Here is a 23,032-nt window from a genome sequence, read left to right on the forward strand (position 1 = left end):
GTCAGAAGAACCCTTGATCGATGGTGATGGTGTCACCCGGCTTGACCAGGGTGTCGAGCGTGGCCTTTTCCGAAGCTCGGGCTTCGCCTGAACCGCGCGCGATGGTGATGCGTTTGGTCGACGCACGTTCGGTCAGACCACCAGCCAGTGCGATGGCGCGATCCAGGGTCAGGCCGGGTTGATAGGGATAGCCGCCGGGCGACTTCACTTCGCCGCTGATATAGAACTCGCGGTAGGTGGTGACGCTGACGGAGACGCGGGGATCGACCAGGTAGCCATCGGCCTTGAGCTTGTCGGTCAGAATGCGTTCGATGTCGCCGGCGGTCTTGTCGCTGGCTTCGATCGAACCCAGGAAGGGATAGGAGAAGGTGCCTGCGTCGTTGAGGCGGATTTCCTCGAACGACAGATCCGGCTCGCCGAAGACACTGATCTTGATCACGTCGCCAGAGCTCAGCCGATACTGTGGATTGGCCTGGGCAGCTGCTGCGAATGCGAGCATCAGCAGTAGCGAAAAGGCTTTGAACAGATGGTGGACTGACATCCGCTTACTCCTTGTGGTTGATTCGTCTCAGGCGCAGGAAAAAGGGCGCCACCGCTCGACAGTGAAGGCGAACGGGAAAGGTTGATTGGGGTGGTGACGTTGGTCGTCACCCTGTTGAGAAGCCCCGGTGCTAGAGGCTCAAGCTCAACGACAGCTGATAGATGTTCCGGTCATAGGATTTCTCCCGCACGCTCGAATCGTTTTCGGTGTGGCGGTAACCCAGCGATACATCGACCCAGCGATCCGGGGAGTAGGTCACCCCCAGGCCGTAACTGGTGCGCTCATCCTTGCGCTCGATCGCCTTGTAATCGCGATCAGAGAAGCGATAGTCGAGATCCGTACGGATAAAGGCCGACCATTCATGTTCCCAGCTCAGGCGGGTGGTGGTGTCCTGAACCGTGCTCGCACCGTCGTCGCCTTCGTCGAAAGCTCGCCGGGTGTTGAGTTTGACGACAGAGTAGGTTCGCGGTTCCCAGGCCACACCCACTTCCCACATCGGGCTGGTGTAATCCTCACGCGTGCTGCTGTCGAAGTTCTTGCGTTCGGCACCGAGACGCAGGGTGCCGGAGGTCTTGGCGGTAGCGTCCCAGGTTGCACCGAACAGCAGGGCATCGTTGGTGCTGTCGCGGTTGCTGCCGCTACGAACGTAGTCGTGGTCGGTATGGCGCAGTTCGACCAGGGAGCGGGTGCTGCCACCGAGGCGGTGATACCACACGCCGTTGAGGGTCGTGCTGTCACGCTCTTCGTCGGCATTGAGGTCGCCGCTGTTGTGGTAGCGGATCGACTCGACGTTGGCGCCGAAATCCAGTTGGTTGAGACCGCTCAGCGTACCGAAGCTGTACGTCGCGCCTGCGACGGCGCGGCTGTACTTGTCGTTTTCTTCGTTGTCCGGATCGGCCAGGTCGGTGGTTTCCTCGATGCGGTGGTAACCCAGATTCCAGCGCAGGCGATTGCGCGAGTTGAACTCCAGGATGCTGCGAAACCTGAGGTGGTGATTGGTATGGCTGGCGCGATCGTCGGAATGGTAGGTCTGGTCATCGAACTCGTATTCGAGCTGATAACCGCTGTTGCGGGTCTCGGCACTCAGCAGAAAGCTGGGATTGATACTGGTAACCCAGGATGAGCCAGCGCCGTCACGCAGGCCACGGTAGTTGTCGTCATAGCTCTCGGTGACGTCGAGGGTCGGCGTGAACTCGAAACCAGCCAGGTCGATGCTCGCCGGGTCGGTTGCCCAGCTGGCCGTAGACAGCGTACCTGCTAGCGAAGCCGTCAGTATCTTGGTGAGTTTCATGATGCCAAATCCCTTCCCGGGGTTGATCGCTTGATTGGGGTGGCCGAGTGACAAGGCTGTGGGGGAGATCCCGCCAGCCTGATATCCAGTCATCTCTCGCGTTGACTTGCGGCCATTTTTCATGAGTCATTGGTTGTCGGCTCAGAGCAGAAGTTCCCCGAAGGCAGTGAAACTCGTCACAGGCGGTTTGATAAAAAAACAGGGAACTTTATCAATGCGCTCTAATGGTTCATGCCCATTGTCGGTGCTGCAATCAGGGGCAGCATGCTCAGGTGTCAGAAAGCACGCTACCGCCCCAAGGCCATCGTTCTTCAGGGCATTGAAACTATATAAGTGAGGCGTTCGGACGGCGGCGGCTATAAGTTCCGTTCGGATGCTAGCGGCGATGCATTACAGGGATGTTAATAGCGGTTGAGCAATATTCATGCCTGTAAAGCCGAGAGGTGAGAGAGCGGCACTTTTATCTGCTGTTCCCGATTGAGCAAGCGAAGCAGCAGCATCACTCTTTGCTCGCCATCCATGGTCAGAAATATCGCATTCATGTCAGCAAGCGGGCCGGCCTTTATATGTACGTTGTCCCCAGGGCTCAGCATGGGCGCTGGCTCGGTCTGGAGGCTGCGTTTTTTCAATTGCTCAATAATGGCGTCATTTATACGGCAGGGAACTCCGCAAAATCCTACGACCCTGCTAACGCCTCGGGTCGAACGCAGTTTTGCCCAATTATCCTGCGCTTTCATATGCAGGAAGAGGTAGCCGGGAAATAGCGGCTGATAGCTGTATTTGATTTTCCCCGCCCTGATCGTCTGCGTCCGTGTGCGTGGGCAGAAACACTCGAAGCCCTGTCTGCTCAGGTTCTCCCAGGCCTTGTCGTCGTGTCGAGGCTTGCACTGGATCAGGTACCAGGCGATTTCCGAAAGCTTCATGTCGATATTCATAAAGCCCTGCTTTCCATGCTTGCGAAATGCCATCAATGAGTGTTGTGGCAGGCCGTTGATAATAGTGCTTCCTGGGTTCTGTCAGTGCATTTCGACGACGAGCGGCGGGTTAATTTTCAATCCGAAAAATCCGACAGATGGCTATCGGAATTGCGCGGTAATTCGGGTTCTTATTGGCTGGAAACATGCATAGTACGACGCTTGTTCCGGTATTCGGAAAAGTTCAAAACTGTATTGTAAGCATTTTTATGGCGCCTGTTTTTTGTTGTTTTGTCTTGCCTGTTACGCGCCGTTGTATCCCTCGCGTCGAGCGAGTGGTGACGCGTCTGTATAGCGGGTAATTCGAGTGGGGATTGGAGCTGTGGTGGCCAAGAGATATCAACTCTGATTAAGGATGATGAATCATGTCGCACATATACGCAGTGGTTCTTACTTATAACCGTAAGGATTTGCTCAAGCGTTGCCTGGAGGCGGTATACGCGCAAACAAGACCCTGTGACGGCATTATCGTGATCGATAACGCCAGTACCGATGGCACCGAGCAAATGGTGCTGGATCTGGTGTTGCCCAATCTTGAACTGTATGTGCTGTCGGGTAATGTCGGAGCATCTGGTGGTTTCAATGCCGGGTTCCGCATGGCTTACCAGCGCGGCGCCGACTTCATCTGGATGATGGACGACGACGTGATACCCAGCGCTGACGCCCTGCAACGGCTGGTCGAAGCGGACGAGTTGCTCGCGGCGCGGGATATCAAGCGCACCTTTCTGTTGTCGACTGCCTATACGCAGGATGGTCTGGTCAACAATGCGCCGTCGCTGGATCAGCGGCGCAACCGTATCGATTACGAATGCTGGCCGGCCACCGTGGAGCTTGGCGTGGTGCCGGTTTCCCGTGCCACCTTCGTATCCATTCTGGTGCCGCGAGCCACACTGACCGAACACGGTGTGCCGATTTCCTCGATGTTCATCTGGGGTGAGGACACCGAGTTCACCTTGCGCGTCACCCGTAATACACCGGGTTATCTGGTGGGCGCGAGCAAGGTGTTGCATCTGCGTCAGGAGGGCGGTGGGGCGATCAATATCCGCACTGAGAAGAGCCCGGCGCGGATTCGCTATCACCGTCACTTCGTGCGCAACGAGCTGTTCATTACCCGCAAGTACGCCAACCGTCGTCGGCTGTTGACGACCCTGAGTCATCGGCTTTGGGGAATGCTCAGGCTGCTGCGTGGCGGCGAGTTCTACAAGGCCCGCATCGTGTTGCAAGGGTTGCTGGAGGCGCTGGCGTTCTCGCCGCGGGTCGAACCTGCCGATGCACCGCTGGAAAGCCTCCGGGTGCAGGTTCGTCGGGCCGTTCTACCGGCTTTCGAATTGTCAGCGCCAGCGATGTCGGTGGATATCGAACCCGCTGCCTGTTTCCTGCAGCCGGAAATGATGGCGGCTCAGTAGAGGCGCTCGGTGCGGTCGGCGATCAGAGGCCAGGCCGCATCCTTTTCTGAAAGGGTGGTCACGGTCAGTGGCCAGTCGATACTCAAACGCTCATCGTTGTAACGCAGACCGCGCTCGGCACTCGGCGTGTAGGCCGTCGACACCAGGTAGCTGACCTCCACATCATCGCTCAGGGTCTGGAACGAGTGTGCAAAGCCTGGCGGCACGTACAGCTGGCGATGGTTGTCGGCAGTCAGCTCGAAGGCCTCGTGCTGCAGGTAGGTCGAGGACTCCTCGCGCAGATCGACGATCACGTCGATGATCGCGCCACGGGTGCAGCGCACCAGCTTGGCCTCGCCGTAGGGCTGCATCTGGTAGTGCAGGCCGCGCAGGGTGCCGCGGCGTGCCGAGCGCGAGGCGTTCTGCTGCACGAAGTGGCTGATCAATCCATGGCGTTCGAATTCTTCGGCACAGAAGGTTCGCGCGAAATAACCGCGTTCATCACCACGCAGTTCCAGGTCGATCAGCCAGGCATCGTTGAGTGTGGTGGTGTGAAAGATCATGCTGACTCCTGGCTGAGAAAATCACCAAAGCGTTGTGTGCCGGCCGCGTGCGGTGCGAACAGGCATTCCTGTTCGGCGTACAGGCGATCGACGATTCGGCCTCTGGGAAATTGCACGTCGTCGAAGGTCAGCGGGGTGTCCTTGGCCACTGCACGTTTGAGCGTGCAGCCGAGCGCCAGGCCTATCGGCAGCAGGTTTTCATCGCGAATGGCGGCGATGTTCTCGGCCACGCCATAGGTCTCGTACCCGCCGAAATCATCGATGCTATCGCCGGGCCTCAAGTCCTTCTTGGCCACGGCAATCACGCCCACACTGGGGCCGCCGCTCGGGGTCAGCACCGGGTCGCCGAACAACACGGCGCGGGCGACCGAGTTGGGTACTTCGAAGTGGCACAGGTGGTAGGGCGTGTAGAAGCTGTAGTAGGGGCCCTTGCCGAGCTTGTAGAGTTCCAGGTAATGGCGCTGGCGTGGGTTTTCCAGGGTACCGATAACGAATACGCCAGGGCCTGGGCGGGCACCGACCACGTAATCGACCAGGCCTGGTTCGTCTGCGCTCAGGTGTGCTTCGAAGGCGCAAAGGGTGTCCTCGATGGGCACCAGCGGCGCGCCGGGGTTGCCGCCGGAAAAGTCCGGGCCGAGCATGCCGCGGCGCGCGACGCGCATGCCGGTGGCATTGGCGACGATGGCCTGCTCGAAGGATATCTTGGTGCCGTCGGCGAAGGAGGCGACCATCGCCGCTTTCTGCCCCCAGCGACGTGCGAACTCCTGCTGGGTGGTCGGATTGCGATACGGATCGTGCAGGCCTTTGATATTGCCGCACAGTACGGGCTTGATACCGAGGCCGGCGACGAAGCGGTAGAGGTTCATCTGCACACCCGGCTGGTCGCCATCGGAGAAGGTGTAGATGACTCCAGCCTGATCGGCCTTGTGCTTGAGGATCGGGCCGATGGTGCCATCCAGCTCTGCGTTCATCTGCACCACGTGCTTGCCGGCTTCCAGCGCAGCGAGTACGGCACCGGCGGCGTATTCGATGGAACCGGTGACTTCGATGATGGCGTCCAGCCCCTCGGCGCGAGCCAGTGCCAGGGCGTCCTCGGTGACCGCTGGCGTGCCAGCCGCGATGGCGCGTTCCAGCTCGGCCTGGGTATCGCAGCGCAGCGGCTCGATGCCGGCCTGGTCATACACGCCAACGGCGCTGCCGATAGTGCGGTTGGCGACGGCGCACAGGCGCATGCCGGTGGTCGCGGTGAGAATCTGCAGGCCGATGCCGCTGCCCTGGAAACCCGCGCCGATCATGCCCACGCGAATGGGACGGCCTTCGGCTTCGCGTTTGGCCAGTGCGGTGTCAACGATGATCATCGATGCTGCTCCTTCAGTCGTTCCACTGTTTCCAGGGCGCGCCACTGGCCCAGGCGGTTTCCAGGGTGATCTTGTCACGTAGGGAGTCCATGCTTTGCCAGTAGCCTTTGTGGTGGTAGCTGCCGAGCATGTCGCGCTCGACCAGACGATCCATGGGCTCGTTTTCCCAGGTGGTCTGGTCGTCGTCGATCAGCTCGAAGACTTCCGGCTGGCAGACGAAGAAGCCGCCGTTGATCAAGCCACCATCGGCGGCGCCTTTCTCGCGGAAGGCCTCCACGCGGTTGAGATCCTCGTTCAAGCGCAGCGCGCCATAGCGCCCGGGTTGGGTGACGGCAGTGAGGGTGCACCAGCGTCTCGAGGCTTTATGCACCGTGACCAGTTCACGAATGTTCACATCGCTGACACCGTCGCCGTAGGTCAGGCAAAAGGGTTCGTCAGACAGCAGGTGCATGGCACGCTTCAGGCGACCCCCCGTCATCGAATCGGCGCCGGTGTCGAGCACGGTGACGCGCCAGTCTTCGCTGACGCTCTCCAGCCAGTCGATGTTGCCGGTCTTCAGATCGATGGTGTAGTCGGTGCGCTGGGCGCGGTAGTTGAGAAAGTAGTCGCGGATGTAGTCGACCTTGTAGCCGCCGAGCACCACGAAATCGTTGAAACCGTGGTGCGCGTACATCTTCATGATGTGCCAGATGATCGGCCGGCCACCGATCTCGACCATCGGCTTGGGACGAATCGCCGTCTCTTCGCTCAGGCGGGTGCCGAAGCCACCCGCAAAGATTGCAACCTTCATGATGATGCTCCCCCATGGTGAATGGACGCTGTATCAATGGGCCTGATAGCCCGGCAATGCGGCCGCAATCCCTAGCGGGATTGCCAGCGCAGGTCTTCGTCCAGGCGGCCACTGTCGATGTGGCCTTGCAGCACTCGCAGGCGCACGAGCGGCGAGATACGGAACTGGCTGTCGCTGAAGTTCATCCCCTGGAGGCCCTCGATCAATTGGCTGATCGACCTCGATAGCGTCATCTGCGGCTGGTGCCGGGGGGCGAGTCTGGCGAACAGGCTGAAGTCGACCTGGTAGGAGCGGCTGTCGACGGGAGCCTCGGTGTTGATGCTGACCTCGGTGCCGGGCAGGGCATCGGCCACCGCGGCAGCGAGGTCGCGAACCTGGTGATTGCGCGCGTTGCTGCCGGTGTTCACCCGCAGGATGCGACCGCCGTTGTCGGCGCTGCGCTGGATCGCCCAGTCGATGGCCCGGGCCATGTCGGCGACATCGATCAGCGGGCGCCATGGCGAGCCGTCGCTGAGTACGGTGATACGGCCTTCGCTGAGTGCGCCGGCGACGAAATCATTGAGCACCAGATCCAGGCGCAAACGATCGGACATGCCGCAGGCCGTGGCGAAGCGCAGGCTGGTGATCACCATGTCGCCATCGATATCGTCGAGCGCATCTTCGCTGCCGATCTTGGAGCGGGCATAAGCCGTCATGGGGGAGACGGGGTCGCTTTCCGTGCGCGGGCCACCCTGGGCCACGCCGTACACACTGCAGCTGGAAGCGAAGACGAAGTTGCGTACACCCGCACGGGCGGCGGCTTTGGCGATGGCAACGGTGGCATTCTGGTTGATCGCCTCGGTCACGCCGGCGAAGCGGTCACCCATGGGATCGTTGGACACGGCCGCCAATTGCACGACGGCATCGTAGCCTTCCAGCATTTGCGCTGAAAGCTCGCGCACGTCGCCAAAGAACTGCTGAGCCAGCCTCTGCTCGGGCAGGGTGTGAGCGTGGGTAAGGCAGTGGGCGAAATAGGCGTTGTCATAGCCATGCACGATGGCTGAGGGGTGACGGGTCGTCAGTTCGCGAATCACTGCGGGGCCAACGTAGCCCATGTTTCCCAGAACGAGAATTCTCATCATGCCTTCCTTTGCCATGACCGCCCAGGGTTGGGTGGCATCCATCGTTCGGCAGATAGTATTCCTGCGTCAGAAAAATACTTGTTTATCTGATGAGTGGTTTTTGTTGTTATAAGTCATTGTTATTAAATGATTTGTTTATATTGTTATCATGGTTTTTGAGAGGGATTGCTATTTGTGAGACTTCGCGCAGAGTAATCCGGTGCCCCGAAAGGCCCGGAATGTCTCGGGTAAACCGCTCTGGAACAGGGTTTGTGGGGTGCTTCACAAAGTTGGAATTTCCCCCCTCATTGCGTTACCGGACGAACGTCGGGATTGGCCAACGTACAGCTTTCACCGCTGAAAAATGCCTGTACGTTGGCGAAGGCGTCACCGAAATACAGCTCATAACCCTCTCGTTCCACGTAACCGAGGTGCGGTGTACAGAGCACGGCGCGATGGCGAAGCAGCGGATGGTTCGGGTCGAGAATGGGTTCCTGCTCGAACACGTCGAGCGCTGCAGAGCCCGGTCTGCCGAGATTCAGTGCTTCGAGCAGGGCGCCCGGCGCGATCAGTTCGGCACGGCTGGTATTGACCAGTAAGGCGCTCGGCTTCATGACTGCCAAATCTTTGGCGGTTACCAGGTGGCGTGTGCTCTCCGCCAGGCGCAGGTGCAGGCTGAGTACGTCGGATTCGGCGAAGAACGCCAGGCGCGATTCGGCTGCGCGGTGCCCGTCGGCGATGGCCGCCTGGCGGGACGTTTCGCTGCCCCAGACCAGCACGGGCATCTCGAAGGCCTGGGCATAACGCGCCAGACGCTGACCAATCTTGCCGTATCCCCAGATGCCCAGCGTCTGCCCGGCGAGGCGTTGGCCGAGGTTGACCTGCCACTGACCGGCATACAGTCCCTGCATGGCGGGGAACAGTTGGCGCCTGGCATTGATGATCAGCGCCCAGGTCAGCTCCGCTGGCGCGATGGGCGAGCCACGGCCTTCCATGACGGCGACGCCATGACGAGTGCAGGCAGCGACATCGAGGTGGTTGGATACCTTGCCGGTCTGGCTGATCAGTTTGAGTTTCGGCAGGCGCGCGAGCAGTGCTTCGTCGATGCGTGTGCGTTCACGGGTCAGCACCAGTGCGTCGGCATCGGCGAAACGCTCGGCCAGCAGTTCAACGTCATCCACTGCATCGTGATAGAGGCTGACCTGGTGGTCGCCCAGGGTGGCGAAACAATCGAGGGTGCGGATGACGTTCTGGTAGTCATCGGGAATGACGATATGCATGGCAGGCTCCAAGGCGGTTCAGGCTCCGCGCGGAGCCTGATTCGGTGAGGGATCGGCCGACGCTCTGGGCCGCTGCCCTGCGCCGAGCCCGCCAGATACGCCAGATGGGCAAGGCTATCATCAAAGCCACCAGCGCCCATACGCTCAGGGTGATCGAGCTGCCCAGAGAGGTGTCTCCGTCATCGACGCTGAAGGTGGGCTGTTATTGCGAGTTGTTATATCATAACTATTCGTTGTGCCGGGTAGACCCTCTGTCTGTCCGGCTTTCTGTCCTGGATATGCTATGACCACTGCCGCCATCACCAATCCCGCTACCTCACGCTTGACCTCCATCGACGCCCTGCGTGGCCTCGTCATCCTGTTCATGCTGCTCGACCACGTGCGCGAGACCTTTTTCCTGCATCGCCAGGTGCTCGATCCCATGGACGTGAGCAGCACCGAGCCGGCGCTGTTCTTCAGTCGCACCCTGGCTCATCTGTGTGCGCCGGTGTTCATCTTCCTTACCGGCCTGTCGGCATTTCTGTATGGCGAGAAGGCCAGCGGCCGGGCTGCGGTCAGTGCCTTTCTGTTCAAGCGCGGGCTGTTTCTGGTCGTGCTGGAATTCACCCTGGTGAACTTCGCCTGGACGTTCCAGGTGCCGCCGACGGTGATCTACCTGCAGGTGATCTGGGCCATCGGCCTGAGCATGCTGGCGCTGTCGCTGCTGGTGTGGCTGCCGCGTGGGCTGCTGATCGCACTCGGCCTGGTGCTGGTATGCGGTCATAACCTGCTGGATAACCTGCACTTCGCCGCCGATTCGGCGATGCACGTGCCGTGGGCCATCCTGCATGATCGCGGCTGGCTGCAGGTGTCCGAAGATCTGCGTCTGCGCACCTCGTATCCGTTGTTGCCGTGGATTGGCGTGATCGCTCTGGGTTACGCCGCCGGTTCCTGGTTCGCCCGCAGTGCAGACGCCGCAGGGCGGCAGCGGATGCTGCTCGGCTGGGGCCTCGGCTCGCTGCTGGTGTTCGTCGTGGTGCGTGCAGGCAACGGTTATGGCGAGAAGAGCTGGGCCGTGGGCAGCACCTGGCTGGAAACCCTGATGGGTATCCTCAATATCACCAAGTATCCACCGTCGCTGGCCTTCCTGGCGTTGACCCTGGGGCTCGGCCTGCTTCTGCTGCTGGCTTTCGAACGTGGCCAGGACAACCGCTGGCTCAAGGCGCTGACCGTGTATGGCGGCGCGCCGATGTTCTTCTACCTGCTGCACCTGTATGTGCTCAAGCTGATGTACCTGGCGGCGGTGGCCATCTGGGGCACCAATCAGGGTGATTACTTCGGTTTCGACTCGATCGTTTCGGTGTGGCTGTGCTCGATTCTGCTCGCCGTGGCGCTGTTCCCGCCGGTGCGCTGGTTCGCGGCACTCAAGGTTCGTCGTCGCGATCTGACCTGGCTGCGCTATCTCTGAGCCATCGGCAAAGTTTGGATAACCTTTTCCCTTCATCCGCCTGTCGGAGCGGTCGAACATCGGCCGCTTCTGCCCAGTCCGTTGTGAATCACAGACAGACTGGAGCTAGCGATATGTCCACATTCGATAAGCAAGGCGGCAGCAACGTACAGGGCTGGGAGCGTGCGCTTTCCATCGGCAGCGGTATCGCCATGGCCCGCGGCGGTCTGAAGCGCGGTGGTGTACTCGGGCTGGTTCGCGCTGCGTTCGGTGGCATGCTGCTGGCCCGTGGCTTGAGCGGAAAGTGCCGGCTCAAAGGCATCATGGAAGACGCTCGTTCCATGCGCCCGGAGGTGGATCGCATTGCGGAAACCGTCACCCGTCTCGAAGGCGAAATCGCCGAGCGGGTAAAGCCCGTCGCCAGGTATGTTCGCGACAGCGTCTGATACGCTGAGAATCCAGGTCGCCCTGCGCTAGCAGGGTGGTCGCGTTTCGCTGGCAAGCAGAGGAGACAGCATGAGCAACGAGTACAGCAGTACGGCGCCGACGCCCGCCGAGGTGCAGGCGATGCCCGGTATGACCATCATCGAGTTCGGTACGGATTGGTGCGGCTATTGCCAGGCAGCACAGCCTTTGCTGGCCAAGGTGTTGCCGGATTATCCGGAAGTCACGCACCTGAAGATCGAGGACGGCAGCGGCCGACCACTGGGGCGTTCCTTCAAGGTCAAACTGTGGCCGACGCTGGTGTTTCTGCGCGACGGTGTCGAAGTTACCCGCCTGGTTCGCCCAACCAGCGTCAGCCCGCTGGAGGAAGCCTTGGAGCAATTGGTAGGGGAAGGTTGATTGGCGGCACCACCGCTTCATTGCATCCGTCGTTTTCCCTGAATTTCCCGGCATGGGTCGAGTCCACCGAACAGACCCATACTGGAGAACATCATGAGCACACCCAAGCAGCCAGCCACGCCTCAGGAAATCGACGATATCGAGGATCGCATGGGCTCGATCGAGCAACTGGATTTCAGCGAACGCAAGGACGACCGCGAAGGGCGCGTCGGTGATCGCCGGCCGTTGGACGAAGTGCAACAGGAGTATCCGGATGAGCGCGTTCGCGAGGCCGGGCAGAGCGGCGGCGAAACCCTGAAAGAAGGCCAGCACGAAGATGGCGTTAGCCTCGATGACTTGAGCCCGGAAACCCTGATCGACGATACCGGCGCACGCTCGCCTCAAGAGCGCGGGGACGACGAGCCCGCTGACCGCGACCTGAGCATCGTCGGTGAAGAGGAAATCGGTGGCGGTTCCGGGCTGGACGAAGCCGAGCTCGCCAGAAAGCGCCCGCTCGATGGCGAGCCCTGGGACGGTAAACCGCAGTCCTGATGATATTCGCGCAAGGCATGGCCGTTGCGGCCATGCTTTCTGTTCCTTCCAGCCCGAAATTCTTGCCGATTTGACAGCGCTGCGATTGCAGGTTTACGTTTACGTAAAGGTCATCCAGGCGAGCAGCCCGTACCATGAGCCACTCCTACAGCATTTCCGATCTGGCCCACGAACTAGGTGTCACCACCCGCACCATTCGTTTTTACGAAGAGCAGGGCATGCTCGCGCCCGAGCGTAGGGGGCAGGAGCGCATCTACAGCGGTCGCGACCGGGTGACGCTGATGTTGATCCTGCGTGGCAAACGCATCGGTTTTTCCCTGGCCGAGTGCAAACAGCTGATCGATCTGTACGACCCCTTTGGCGGTAACCGCAAACAGCTCGACCACTTCCTGGACAAGATCGCCGAGCGCCGCGAGCACCTTGCCCGGCAGATGCTCGACATTCAGCAGATGCAACGCGAACTGGATACCGCCGAGCAGCGCTGTCTGAGCGCCATGCAGGAGATATCCGCCGCCTCCTGAGACCCGTCTTACCGATCGTTTAACGCATCCGACAACTACAACAATGGAGAGCCGTTACATGAGCATCACCCTGCCAGGTTTGAATTTCTTCCTCGGCGAGGAAATCGACATGCTGCGCGACGCCGTCGCCGGTTTCGCCGCCAAGGAAATCGCCCCGCGTGCTGCGCAGGCCGACCGCAGCGACCAGTTCCCCATGGATTTGTGGCGCAAGTTCGGCGACATGGGCCTGCTTGGCCTGACTGTCAGCGAAGAATACGGTGGCGCTGGCATGGGCTATCTGGCGCATATGGTCGCCATGGAGGAAATATCCCGTGCTGCCGGCGGCATCGGCCTGTCCTACGGCGCCCATTCCAATCTCTGTGTGAACCAGATCAACCGCAACGGCAGCGAGGCGCAGAAGCGCCGTTTCCTGCCGAAGCTGATCAGCGGTGAACACATCGGTGCGCTGGCCATGAGCGAGCCCAACGCCGGCTCCGACGTGGTCTCGATGAGGCTGCGGGCGGACAGGAAGGGTGATCGCTATGTGCTCAACGGCAGCAAGATGTGGATCACCAACGGCCCGGATTGCGATGTGCTGGTGGTCTACGCGAAGACCGACCTGACCGCCGGCGCCAAGGGCATGACGGCATTCATCGTGGAAAAGGGTGCAAAAGGCTTCAGCGTGGCGCAGAAGCTCGACAAGCTCGGCATGCGTGGCTCACACACCGGCGAGTTGGTGTTCCAGGACGTCGAGGTGCCAGAGGAAAACGTACTGGGTGGCGTCGGCGAAGGCGCCAGGGTGCTGATGAGCGGCCTGGACTACGAACGTGCCGTGCTCTCCGGCGGGCCGCTCGGGCTGATGCAGGCGGCGATGGATGTGGTGGTGCCGTACATCCACGACCGCAAGCAGTTCGGCCAGAGCATCGGCGAGTTCCAGCTGATCCAGGGCAAGCTCGCCGACATGTACACCACCCAGCAGGCTTGCCGCGCGTACCTGTACGCCGTGGGCAAGCAGCTCGACTCTCTGGGTAGCGGCCATGTGCGCCAGGTGCGCAAGGACTGCGCCGGGGTCATCCTCTACGCTGCGGAAAAAGCCACCTGGCTGGCCGGCGAGGCGATCCAGATCCTTGGCGGTAACGGCTACATCAACGAGTTTCCGGTCGGGCGCCTGTGGCGCGACGCCAAACTCTACGAGATCGGCGCCGGTACCAGCGAAATTCGCCGCATGCTGATCGGCCGAGAGCTGTTCAACGAAACGAGATAGAGCCGCAAGCCGCAAGCTTCAAGCGGCAAGTGAAGAGCCCTGGGTGCGGGTGCTTGCAGCTCGCGCCTCCCAAGGAGTACGAATGGCCATTGTCCTCACGCAACTGAACACCCGTTCCTCTGAGTACGCCGCCAACCGCGAGGCGATGCTGGCCCAGGTCGATGAGCTGCGCAGCTTGCTTGCCCGCACCCGCGAAGGCGGCGGTGCCAAGGCGCAGGAGCGGCACACATCGCGCGGCAAACTGCTGCCTCGCGAGCGCATCGACCGGCTGCTCGATCCGGGGTCGCCGTTTCTGGAAATAGGCCAGTTGGCCGCCTACCAGGTGTATGACGAAGACGTCGCGGCCGCTGGGGTGATCGCCGGGATTGGCCGCGTCGAAGGCGTCGAATGCATGGTCATCGCCAACGACGCCACGGTGAAGGGCGGCAGCTACTACCCCTTGACCGTGAAGAAGCATCTGCGCGCCCAGGCCATCGCCAGTCAGAACCGGCTGCCGTGCATCTATCTGGTGGACTCCGGCGGTGCCAACCTGCCGCGTCAGGACGAGGTGTTCCCGGATCGCGAGCACTTCGGTCGCATCTTCTTCAACCAGGCCAACATGAGCGCCCAGGGCATCGCGCAGATCGCCGTGGTGATGGGCTCGTGCACCGCCGGCGGCGCCTATGTGCCGGCAATGAGCGACGAGACCATCATGGTGCGCGAGCAGGCGACCATCTTTCTCGCTGGCCCGCCGCTGGTGAAAGCCGCCACCGGCGAAGTAGTCAGCGCCGAGGAGCTCGGTGGTGCCGATGTGCACTGCAAGACCAGTGGCGTGGCCGATCACTACGCGGAGAACGACGAACATGCCCTGGCCCTGGCGCGCCGCTGCATTGCCAACCTCAACTGGCGCAAGCTTGGCGAGTTGCAGACGCGGCAGCCCATCGCGCCGCGTTACGCCGCGGATGAGCTGTACGGCGTCATTCCCGCCGACCCCAAGCAACCTTTCGATGTACGGGAAGTGATCGCACGGATCGTCGATGACTCGCAGCTCGATGAATTCAAGGCGCTGTTCGGCACCACCCTGGTCTGTGGCTTCGCGCACATCAGCGGCTACCCGGTCGCCATTCTGGCCAACAACGGCATCCTCTTCGCCGAGGCTGCGCAGAAAGGTGCGCACTTCATCGAGCTGGCCTGTCAGCGCGGCATCCCGTTGCTGTTCCTGCAGAACATCACCGGCTTTATGGTCGGCAAGAAATACGAAGAGGGCGGTATCGCCAAACATGGCGCCAAGCTGGTCACGGCGGTGGCCTGCGCCCGCGTGCCCAAGTTCACGGTGATCATCGGCGGCAGCTTCGGCGCCGGTAACTACGGCATGTGTGGCCGTGCCTATGATCCGCGTTTTCTGTGGATGTGGCCCAACGCGCGAATCGGCGTGATGGGCGCGCAGCAGGCCGCCGGGGTGCTGGTGCAGGTCAAGCACGAACAGGCGCAACGCGCCGGCCAGGTGTTTTCCGCCGAGGACGAGCAGCGCCTCAAGCAGCCGATCGTCGAGCAGTACGAGCGCCAGGCCCATGCGTATTACTCCAGTGCCCGGCTATGGGATGATGGCGTGATCGACCCTGCGCAGACCCGCGAAGTACTGGCCCTGGCGATTTCCGCCAGCCTGAATGCGCCTGTCGAGCCGACCCGGTTCGGCGTGTTTCGTATGTAAAGCTGCAAGCCTCAAGCCTCAAGCCTCAAGCTGCAAGCGGCAAGCGGCAAGAAAACGCAGAACCGCTTGCGGCTTGTAGCTTGTAGCTCAAGGGAGTTCCTATGACCGATTTCAGCACCATCGAATTGCACACGGATCCACGCGGCGTCGCCACCTTGTGGCTGAACCGTCCGGACAAGCACAACGCCTTCAACGCCGAAATGATCGCCGAGCTGATCCAGGCACTGCGCCAGGTGGCGGCTGACGACAGCCTGCGGTTTCTCGTCCTGCGCGGGCAGGGCAGGCACTTTTGCGCCGGCGCCGATCTGGGCTGGATGCAGGCTTCGGCGCAGCTCGACTACGCCGCCAACCTGCGCGACGCCCACGAGCTCGGCGAGTTGATGAGCCTGCTCTACCATTTGCCATGCCCGACGCTGGCGGTGGTGCAAGGTGCCGCGTTCGGCGGTGCGGTCGGGCTGACGGCCTGCTGCGACATCGCCATCGGTGTCCTTGATGCGTCGTTCAGCCTTTCCGAGGTGCGCATCGGCCTGGTTCCCGCCGTGATCAGCCCCTACGTGGTGCAGGCCATCGGTGAGCGTGCCGCTCGGCGCTATGCGCTCAGTGCCGAACGCTTCAGCGGCGAGCGCGCTCGGGAGCTGGGGCTGCTCGCCGAATGCTATCCCGCTGGCGAGCTGGAGGCGGAGGTCGAGCAGTGGGTCGCCAATCTGTTGCAGAACAGCCCGCAGGCCATGCGTGCCGCCAAGGCGCTGCTCCAGGATGTCGGCAGTGGCGTGCTCGGAGACGCGTTGCGCCAGCGCACCGAGAGCGTGATCGCCGGCATCCGCGTCAGTGAAGAAGGGCAGGAGGGCCTCAACGCCTTCCTGCAGAAACGCAAACCGGCCTGGCAGTGACGACCATGAAAACCACCACGATCACCACGCTTCTGATCGCCAATCGCGGCGAAATCGCCTGTCGGGTGATGCGTACCGCCAAAGCCCTGGGGCTGACCACGGTTGCGGTGCACAGCGATATCGACCGCACCGCCCGACACGTGCGCGAAGCGGATATGGCCATCGGCCTGGGCGGCGCCAAGCCCAGCGAAAGCTACCTGCTGATGGACAGGATCATCGAAGCCGCCCTGGCCAGCGGCGCGCAAGCCATCCACCCCGGCTATGGCTTCCTCTCCGAGAATGCCACCTTCGCGCGCAAGCTCGAGGCGGCCGGGCTGATCTTCCTCGGCCCACCGGCCAGTGCCATCGACGCCATGGGCAGCAAGTCCGCTGCCAAGGCATTGATGGAGGAGGCCGGCGTACCGCTGGTGCCGGGTTACCACGGCGAGGCGCAGGATCTGCAAACGTTCCGCACGGCAGCCGCGCGCATCGGCTACCCCGTGTTGCTCAAGGCGACTGCCGGTGGCGGTGGCAAAGGTATGAAAGTGGTCGAGCGCGAGAGCGATCTGGCCGACGCCCTGGCCTCGGCGCAGCGTGAAGCACAGTCGGCGTTCGGTGATGGGCGCATGCTGGTGGAAAAATACCTGCTCAAACCGCGTCACGTGGAGATTCAGGTATTCGCCGACCAGCAGGGCAACTGCCTGTACCTCTTTGAGCGCGACTGCTCGATTCAGCGACGCCATCAGAAGGTGGTCGAAGAGGCGCCCGCGCCAGGCCTGTCGCCTGAACTGCGTCGGGCCATGGGCGAATCCGCCGTGCGCGCCGCGCAGGCCATCGGCTATGTGGGCGCCGGCACCGTGGAGTTTCTCCTCGATGCGCGCGGCGAGTTCTTCTTCATGGAGATGAACACACGCCTGCAGGTCGAACATCCGGTGACCGAGGCGATCACCGGTCTCGACCTGGTGGCCTGGCAGATTCGTGTGGCGCGCGGTGAACCGCTGCCGATCAGCCAGGAGCAGGTGCCGCTCGACGGCCACGCCATCGAGGTGCGCCTGTATGCCGAAGACCCGGAGGGCGGCTTCCTGCCCGCCAGCGGCCATCTCGACCTGTACCGTGAGCCTGCGGCCGGGCCGGGGCGGCGGGTCGACAGCGGCGTGGAGCAGGGCGACGAGGTGTCGCCGTTCTACGATCCGATGCTGGCCAAGCTGATCGCCTGGGGGGAGAACCGCGAAGAAGCCCGTCAGCGGCTCCTGGCCATGCTGGGTGAAACCGTGATCGGCGGCTTCAAGACCAATCTGGCGTTCCTGCAGCGCATCCTTGCCAATCCTGCGTTCGCTGCAGCGGAGCTGGATACCGGCTTCATCGAACGTCACCAGGCGCAGTTGCTACCGCCGACCAGCGAACTCCCGGAGGCTTTCTGGCAACAGGCTGCTGCGGCGTTTTTGGCCACCGATGCCGAGCGGCAGCGGGCAGACGATCCACACTCGCCCTGGGCGGCCCGCAATACCTGGCGCAGCGGTTTGCCGGCACAGGCGCACATGACCCTGGTGTGCGGCGATGTCAGCCAGCGCGTGGTGTTTCAGTCAGGCGGCGCGGTACGCAAGGCAGATGTAGTGCGTCAGGGCGACACGCTTTATCTGCGCCGGGGCGTCGAGTGGCTGGTCGTGCGCCGTTTCGACCCCATCGCCGCTGTCGAGGCAGGCAATGCTCATCAGGGCGGGCTCACCGCGCCCATGAACGGTAGCATCGTTCGTGTCCTGGTCGAGCCTGGTCAGAGCGTCGAGGCCGGAGCTGCGCTGGTGGTGCTGGAAGCCATGAAGATGGAGCACAGCATTCGTGCGCCGCAGGCGGGGACGATCAAGGCGATCCATTGCACCGAGGGCGAGCTGATCGGCGAAGGAAGGGTACTGGTCGAGCTGGAGGCGCAGCCATGAGCCTGCCCAGCCACGTACGCCTGGTGGAAGTCGGCCCGCGGGACGGTCTGCAGAACGAGAAACAGCCAATCAGCGTGGCTGACAAGGTGCGCCTGGTGGACGACCTGAGCGCAGCGGGGCTCGGCTATATAGAAGTCGGCAGTTTCGTCTCGCCCAAATGGGTGCCGCAAATGGCCGGCAGTGGCGAGGTGTTTGCCACCATCGGTCAGCGACCCGGTGTCACCTACGCGGCGTTGACGCCCAACCTGAAAGGGCTGGAGGCTGCCCTCGACGCCGGCGTGAAGGAAGTCGCCGTATTCGCGGCGGCGTCCGAGTCCTTCTCGCAGCGCAACATCAATTGCTCGATCGCCGAGAGCCTGTTGCGCTTTCAGCCGGTCATGGACATGGCGCAGCAGCACGGCATCCGCGTGCGCGGCTACGTGTCGTGCGTGTTGGGCTGTCCCTACGACGGCGCCATCTCGACCCATCAGGTCGCCGCTGTCGCCTGCGAGTTGCAGGCCATGGGCTGTTATGAAATCTCCCTGGGCGACACCATCGGCGTTGGCACGCCAGGTGGCGTGCGGCATTTGCTCGAGGTGGTAGGGCGTGATGTCCCACGCGAACGATTGGCCGGGCACTTTCACGATACCTACGGCCAGGCGCTGGCCAATATCTACGCCAGCCTGCTGGAAGGCGTCATGGTTTTCGACAGTTCGGTCGCCGGGCTGGGCGGCTGCCCCTACGCCAAGGGCGCTACCGGCAACGTGGCGAGCGAAGACGTGCTCTACCTGTTGCAGGGGCTCGGCATCGAAACCGGCGTCGATCTGTCGCGGTTGATCGACGCGGGGCAGCACATCAGTCATGTGCTGGGGCGGGAGTCCGCTTCACGGGTAGCGAGGGCGCGAGCGAACACCCAGTGATGCCAATTTGCCTTGCCTGCCAGTGAACTTCTCTCGGCAAAAAAACTCATACCGGCTAGTCAGTTACGCCGCTGCTTTGGCAACCGGCACGACGAACTGAACGATCCGGTCAGCTTCCTGCTTCATCTCGCCACTTCCCGCAAGGCATGCGTGATCTGCCTGGACAATTCACAGCAACGCGGCTTGCGTTGAGACACCCACACCCCCTAAGCTCGCGCCTTCACTCGATTGCCCTAGGGCGCAGCGAACAAGGAATCAGCATGAAACAGCATCGTTTGGCAGCAGCGATCGCCCTGGTGGGCCTGGTCCTCGCCGGTTGTGATTCGCAAACCAGCGAAGTGAAACTGGAAAGCCCGGCTCAGAAGGCTTCCTACGGTATTGGCCTGAACATGGGCAAAAGCCTGGCTCAGGAAGGCATGGACGATCTGGATCCGAATGCTGTCGCCCAAGGTATCGAGGATGCCATCGGCAAGAAAGAGCAGCGCCTGAAAGACGAAGAGCTGATCGAAGCCTTCGCTTTCCTGCAAAAGCGTGCCGAAGAACGCATGACCGCCATGAACGAGGAAGCGGCTCAGGCCGGCAAGAAGTTCCTGGAAGAGAACGGCAAGCGTGACGGCGTCACCACCACCGAATCCGGTCTGCAGTACGAAGTGGTCAAGAAGGCCGATGGCCCTCAGCCCAGTGCTGATGACGTGGTTACCGTTCACTACGAAGGCAAGCTCACCGATGGCACCGTGTTCGACAGCTCCGTCGAGCGTGGCACCCCGATCGACCTGCCGGTTGGCGGCGTGATCCCGGGTTGGGTCGAAGGCCTGCAACTGATGCACGTTGGCGAGAAGTACAAACTGTACATCCCTAGCGAACTGGCCTACGGCGCCCAGAGCCCGAGCCCGGCGATTCCGGCCAACTCGGTACTGGTATTCGACCTGGAACTGATCGCCATCAAGGATCAGGCTGCTCAGGAACAAGAAGAGGCTCCTGAGGCCGCTCCAGCTCAGTAAGTTCAGTTGGTTCGAAACAACGCCCCGTTCTACGGGGCGTTGTCGTTTCTGGGGGCTTTTGCCTGTGTGGCGAATGTAATCCCGGCGTTACGGTTATGCACATTGCAACAAGGCTTCTTTTACTCGGTCAGATTTTTTACGAAATCTTTTGATTTTTTCAACTAATTGATTTAACAGGAATTTATTCGCTGGATAAAAAATGTCCGATCTGTGGCAAGGCCGCATGGCAAGGGCGTTTGGTAAGCTAATCTCATAACTGTTCACAAGGTTATCCACAGCTATGGTGGATAACCACAGACAGCCCAGCAGCGATGCGGGCTGACGAGGAGTGGTCATGAAAGCACCGTGGAATTTCGCCCGTTACCTGCCGTTGGCGCAGCGTTTCCTGAAGCGCGGTCGCTTGCCGGCATTACTGTTGGCGGTGACCCGCAAAAGCAGTGGAGGCGGCCGCAGCCTGTCCTCGCTGAGAGGCGAACTGAGCTTGCTGCAGGAGCTCTGCGTGGCCTGGTGGCGGGGCAGCTATCGGGCGATCAATCCGCAGGCGCTGATCGCCGTGGTTGCCGGGCTGCTGTATTTCGTGTCGCCGCTGGATGCCATTCCCGACTTCATTCCCGGCCTTGGCCTGGTGGACGACCTGGCCGTGCTCGCCTGGGTAATGCGTACCTGGGGCAGCGAGCTGGATGCATTCCGTACCTGGCGCGACGCCCAGGATCGCGAAACCCGCGAAGCCATCGCCAAGCTGCCGGTGGCCGAGCGGGTGAGTTGAGCGACCTCGGGCCGCCAGGTCTGGCATAACGTTGCTGCCAGGCCTTGTCGATCAGGCGGCGAAACCGCCGTCGATGGTCAGTGCCGCACCGGTGACCAGCCCGGCTTCGGCACCCGCCAACCAGGCCACCATGCCGGCGATTTCATCGCTGCGGGCATGTCGCTTGATCGCCATGAAACTGTGCATCAGTTCGTTCAGAGGGCCGTCGGCAGGGTTCATGTCGGTGTCGGTCGGGCCAGGCTGCACGACGTTGACGGTGATGCCACGTGCGCCGAAATCCCGCGCCAGCCCCTTGACCATGCCACTCAGTGCGGCCTTGCTGGCACTGTATGCGGCAAGGCCTTGCATCGGCACGCGGTCGGCATTGGTCGAGCCGATGAAGATGATGCGGCCGCCTTCCGGCATCTGCCGCGCCGCGGCGATGGCGGCGTGGTAGGGCGCGTGGATGTTGATGTTGAACAACTGGTCGATGGCGTCGGCATCCAGCCCCAGCGGATCGCCCGCGACCAGTACGCCCGCGTTGACCACCAGTACGTCGATGGGCCCGAGGCTGTCGATCTGGGCGATCAGCGCAGTGCGATCGGCACTGTCCAGTTGCACGGCGCTGCTACCGGTTTCGTCTGCCAGTCGCGTCGCTGGCGCTGCCGAGCTGGCGTAGGTGAAGGTCACGTGAGCGCCATCGCTGGCGAAGCGTCGCACGATGGCGGCACCGATACCGCGACTGCCGCCGAGTACCAGAATCGATTTACCGTTCGAATTGGACATGGTCGTTATCTCCTGCATGGATGGTGAGGGAAGGGAAGCGATTCAATGCCCGGCGACCACGACATCGCTACGTCGTTGCCCGGACGGGAACCCATGGCGGCTGGCGGCTGAGGCGATCCACAGGCCGATGAGCAGCAAGGCCAGCATCACCCAGGGAAACGAGGCGACGCCGAACTGGCCGAGCAGTACGCCGCCGAGCAGACCTGCGCCGGCGATGGCACTGTTCCAGATGACCACGTTCATCGACATCGCCACGTCCGCGCCTGGGCCGGCAGCATCGGCCAGCGCCGTTTGCAGCAATGTGGCGGCGCCACCGAAGGTCAGCCCCCAGACGAAGACACCGATGTACAGCACGGCAACCGACTCGGCGTACAGGCCGAACAACAGGGCGACCAGGGCAAAGGTGGCAAGGCTGGTGAGCACTGCCTGGCGGAGATGACGATCGACCAGGCGGCCGGTTATCCAGATGCCTGCCAGTGCGGCGATACCGAATGCCAGCAAGACCATATCGACCTCGCCGGTCAGGCCTGCGGGTGCGATAAAGGGCGCGATGTAGGTATAGAGGATGTTGTGGGCGAGCATCCAGGTCAGCACCACGGCGAGAACGGGGCGCACGCCCGGCGTCAGGAATACCGAACGCAGGGGAAGACGCTGGGTGTGGGCCTGCCCGGGATAATCCGGCACCTTGGCCAGTACCCAGACGATCAGTGCAATGCTGAGCAGGGACATCAGGCCGAACGCGGTACGCCAGCCCAGCATGCCGCCGAGCCAGGTGCCCAGTGGCACGCCCAGAGACAGGGCGATAGGTGTGCCCACCATGGCCAGCGCCAGGGCTCGACCCTGCTGGTGCGGGGCGACCATGCGCCGGGCGTAACCGGCGATCAGACTCCAGGCCAGTCCCGCCGCCATACCGGCGAAGAAGCGCGCAACCAGGGTCAGCACATAGTTCGACGACCAGGCGGTGATCGAGTTGAACAGCAGAAAGCCGACGATCGACAGCAGCAGTACATTGCGTCGCCGCCAGCCCTGGGTGGCGATGGTCAGCGGAATGGCGGCCAGCAGCGAACCGAGCGCGTAGAGGGTGACCAGCTGACCGGCCAGTGCGGGCGAAACGTCGAGACCCGCGCTGATTTCAGGTAGCAGGCCTGCCGGCAGGGTCTCGGTAAGGATGCAGATGAAGCCCGTCATCGCCAGGGCCAGTAGCGCTGAAACGGGAAGTGAATCGTTTGGTCGGGAGTCGGTCATGGTCTGTTTCTCAATAT

24 protein-coding genes are annotated in these 23,032 nt (G+C 61.9%); 13 read left to right on the forward strand and 11 right to left on the reverse strand.

What is annotated here, in order from left to right:
• Position 1: 1 nt before the first annotated feature.
• The 3 genes from DNK10_RS21660 to rfaH form a co-directional block, all read right to left on the reverse strand.
• Positions 2-541 carry a polysaccharide biosynthesis/export family protein gene (locus tag DNK10_RS21660; RefSeq protein WP_131181266.1) on the reverse strand — a complete coding sequence of 180 codons (540 nt, stop codon included), beginning with the start codon at positions 539-541 and terminating at the stop codon, positions 2-4.
• A 130-nt stretch (positions 542-671) separates the two neighbouring features.
• Positions 672-1,832 (reverse strand): outer membrane beta-barrel protein, encoded by a 1,161-nt coding sequence (locus tag DNK10_RS21665; protein WP_131181265.1) that lies wholly within the window; start codon positions 1,830-1,832, stop codon positions 672-674.
• Between the two features lie 422 nt (positions 1,833-2,254).
• Positions 2,255-2,767, reverse strand: coding sequence for a transcription/translation regulatory transformer protein RfaH (gene rfaH, locus DNK10_RS21670; RefSeq protein ID WP_131192974.1), 513 nt, complete (start codon positions 2,765-2,767; stop codon positions 2,255-2,257).
• Positions 2,768-3,171: 404 nt separating this feature from the next.
• On the opposite strand from rfaH, the gene DNK10_RS21675 reads away from it, so the two are divergent.
• Positions 3,172-4,212, forward strand: coding sequence for a glycosyltransferase family 2 protein (locus DNK10_RS21675; RefSeq protein WP_131192975.1), 1,041 nt, complete (start codon positions 3,172-3,174; stop codon positions 4,210-4,212).
• On the opposite strand, the gene rfbC is transcribed toward DNK10_RS21675, so the two are convergent.
• From rfbC to DNK10_RS21700, 5 genes are all read right to left on the reverse strand, one after another.
• The gene (gene rfbC, locus DNK10_RS21680; protein WP_131181262.1) at positions 4,206-4,754 is read right to left on the reverse strand and encodes a dTDP-4-dehydrorhamnose 3,5-epimerase; all 549 of its coding nucleotides are present in this window, start codon (positions 4,752-4,754) and stop codon (positions 4,206-4,208) included. The two genes, DNK10_RS21675 and rfbC, sit on opposite strands and share 7 nt — an antisense overlap.
• Complete coding sequence (locus tag DNK10_RS21685) at positions 4,751-6,112, reverse strand: NAD(P)H-dependent oxidoreductase (RefSeq protein ID WP_131192976.1); 1,362 nt, start codon at positions 6,110-6,112, stop codon at positions 4,751-4,753. The genes rfbC and DNK10_RS21685 overlap by 4 nt, the downstream gene beginning before the upstream one ends.
• 13 nt (positions 6,113-6,125) lie before the next feature.
• Positions 6,126-6,902, reverse strand: a complete 777-nt coding sequence (gene rfbF, locus DNK10_RS21690; protein ID WP_131181260.1) for a glucose-1-phosphate cytidylyltransferase — start codon at positions 6,900-6,902, stop codon at positions 6,126-6,128.
• Between the two features lie 71 nt (positions 6,903-6,973).
• Entirely contained in the window at positions 6,974-8,020 is a 1,047-nt protein-coding gene (locus DNK10_RS21695; protein ID WP_131192977.1) for an NAD-dependent epimerase/dehydratase family protein, read from the reverse strand.
• A 287-nt stretch (positions 8,021-8,307) separates the two neighbouring features.
• A complete protein-coding gene (locus DNK10_RS21700; protein ID WP_131192978.1) occupies positions 8,308-9,282 on the reverse strand; it encodes a D-2-hydroxyacid dehydrogenase family protein in 975 nt (324 codons plus the stop codon).
• 283 nt (positions 9,283-9,565) lie between these two features.
• On the opposite strand from DNK10_RS21700, the gene DNK10_RS21705 reads away from it, so the two are divergent.
• The 11 genes from DNK10_RS21705 to bamJ all read left to right on the forward strand — a co-directional run bounded on the left by DNK10_RS21705 (position 9,566) and on the right by bamJ (position 20,239).
• Entirely contained in the window at positions 9,566-10,729 is a 1,164-nt protein-coding gene (locus tag DNK10_RS21705; RefSeq protein WP_131192979.1) for an acetyltransferase domain-containing protein, read from the forward strand.
• 113 nt (positions 10,730-10,842) lie between these two features.
• Entirely contained in the window at positions 10,843-11,154 is a 312-nt protein-coding gene (locus tag DNK10_RS21710; RefSeq protein ID WP_131192980.1) for a YgaP family membrane protein, read from the forward strand.
• 121 nt (positions 11,155-11,275) lie between these two features.
• Positions 11,276-11,551: a thioredoxin family protein gene (locus DNK10_RS21715; RefSeq protein ID WP_423228065.1), complete on the forward strand. Its 276-nt coding sequence runs from the start codon at positions 11,276-11,278 to the stop codon at positions 11,549-11,551.
• Positions 11,552-11,644: 93 nt separating this feature from the next.
• On the forward strand, positions 11,645-12,082 hold the full coding sequence (locus tag DNK10_RS21720; protein WP_131192981.1) for a phosphotransferase system, HPr-related protein: 438 nt from the start codon (positions 11,645-11,647) through the stop codon (positions 12,080-12,082).
• 134 nt (positions 12,083-12,216) lie between these two features.
• On the forward strand, positions 12,217-12,603 hold the full coding sequence (locus DNK10_RS21725; protein ID WP_131192982.1) for a MerR family transcriptional regulator: 387 nt from the start codon (positions 12,217-12,219) through the stop codon (positions 12,601-12,603).
• Positions 12,604-12,667: 64 nt separating this feature from the next.
• Entirely contained in the window at positions 12,668-13,846 is a 1,179-nt protein-coding gene (locus DNK10_RS21730; RefSeq protein ID WP_208738858.1) for an isovaleryl-CoA dehydrogenase, read from the forward strand.
• Between the two features lie 82 nt (positions 13,847-13,928).
• Positions 13,929-15,536, forward strand: a complete 1,608-nt coding sequence (locus tag DNK10_RS21735) for a carboxyl transferase domain-containing protein (protein WP_131181250.1) — start codon at positions 13,929-13,931, stop codon at positions 15,534-15,536.
• A 101-nt stretch (positions 15,537-15,637) separates the two neighbouring features.
• Entirely contained in the window at positions 15,638-16,426 is a 789-nt protein-coding gene (locus DNK10_RS21740) for a gamma-carboxygeranoyl-CoA hydratase (RefSeq protein ID WP_131192984.1), read from the forward strand.
• Positions 16,427-16,431: 5 nt separating this feature from the next.
• Positions 16,432-18,339, forward strand: coding sequence for an acetyl/propionyl/methylcrotonyl-CoA carboxylase subunit alpha (locus tag DNK10_RS21745; RefSeq protein WP_131192985.1), 1,908 nt, complete (start codon positions 16,432-16,434; stop codon positions 18,337-18,339).
• Entirely contained in the window at positions 18,336-19,238 is a 903-nt protein-coding gene (locus DNK10_RS21750) for a hydroxymethylglutaryl-CoA lyase (RefSeq protein WP_131192986.1), read from the forward strand. Before DNK10_RS21745 ends, DNK10_RS21750 begins: the two co-directional genes overlap by 4 nt.
• Positions 19,239-19,498: 260 nt before the next feature.
• Entirely contained in the window at positions 19,499-20,239 is a 741-nt protein-coding gene (gene bamJ, locus DNK10_RS21755; protein ID WP_131181246.1) for a BamJ family beta-barrel-assembly machinery protein, read from the forward strand.
• Positions 20,240-20,332: 93 nt separating this feature from the next.
• On the opposite strand, the gene DNK10_RS21760 is transcribed toward bamJ, so the two are convergent.
• Positions 20,333-20,575 (reverse strand): hypothetical protein, encoded by a 243-nt coding sequence (locus DNK10_RS21760; RefSeq protein ID WP_131192987.1) that lies wholly within the window; start codon positions 20,573-20,575, stop codon positions 20,333-20,335.
• On the opposite strand from DNK10_RS21760, the gene DNK10_RS21765 reads away from it, so the two are divergent.
• Entirely contained in the window at positions 20,574-21,005 is a 432-nt protein-coding gene (locus tag DNK10_RS21765) for a YkvA family protein (protein ID WP_131181244.1), read from the forward strand. The two genes, DNK10_RS21760 and DNK10_RS21765, sit on opposite strands and share 2 nt — an antisense overlap.
• Before the next feature lie 51 nt (positions 21,006-21,056).
• Here the strand turns inward: DNK10_RS21765 and bdcA are convergent, their stop codons facing one another.
• Positions 21,057-21,770 (reverse strand): SDR family oxidoreductase, encoded by a 714-nt coding sequence (bdcA, locus tag DNK10_RS21770; protein ID WP_131192988.1) that lies wholly within the window; start codon positions 21,768-21,770, stop codon positions 21,057-21,059.
• Between the two features lie 42 nt (positions 21,771-21,812).
• Positions 21,813-23,015 carry an MFS transporter gene (locus DNK10_RS21775; RefSeq protein WP_131192989.1) on the reverse strand — a complete coding sequence of 401 codons (1,203 nt, stop codon included), beginning with the start codon at positions 23,013-23,015 and terminating at the stop codon, positions 21,813-21,815.
• Positions 23,016-23,032: the final 17 nt, after the last annotated feature.

The organism is Phytopseudomonas daroniae (genome assembly GCF_004327275.1).
Classification (GTDB): domain Bacteria; phylum Pseudomonadota; class Gammaproteobacteria; order Pseudomonadales; family Pseudomonadaceae; genus Aquipseudomonas; species Aquipseudomonas daroniae.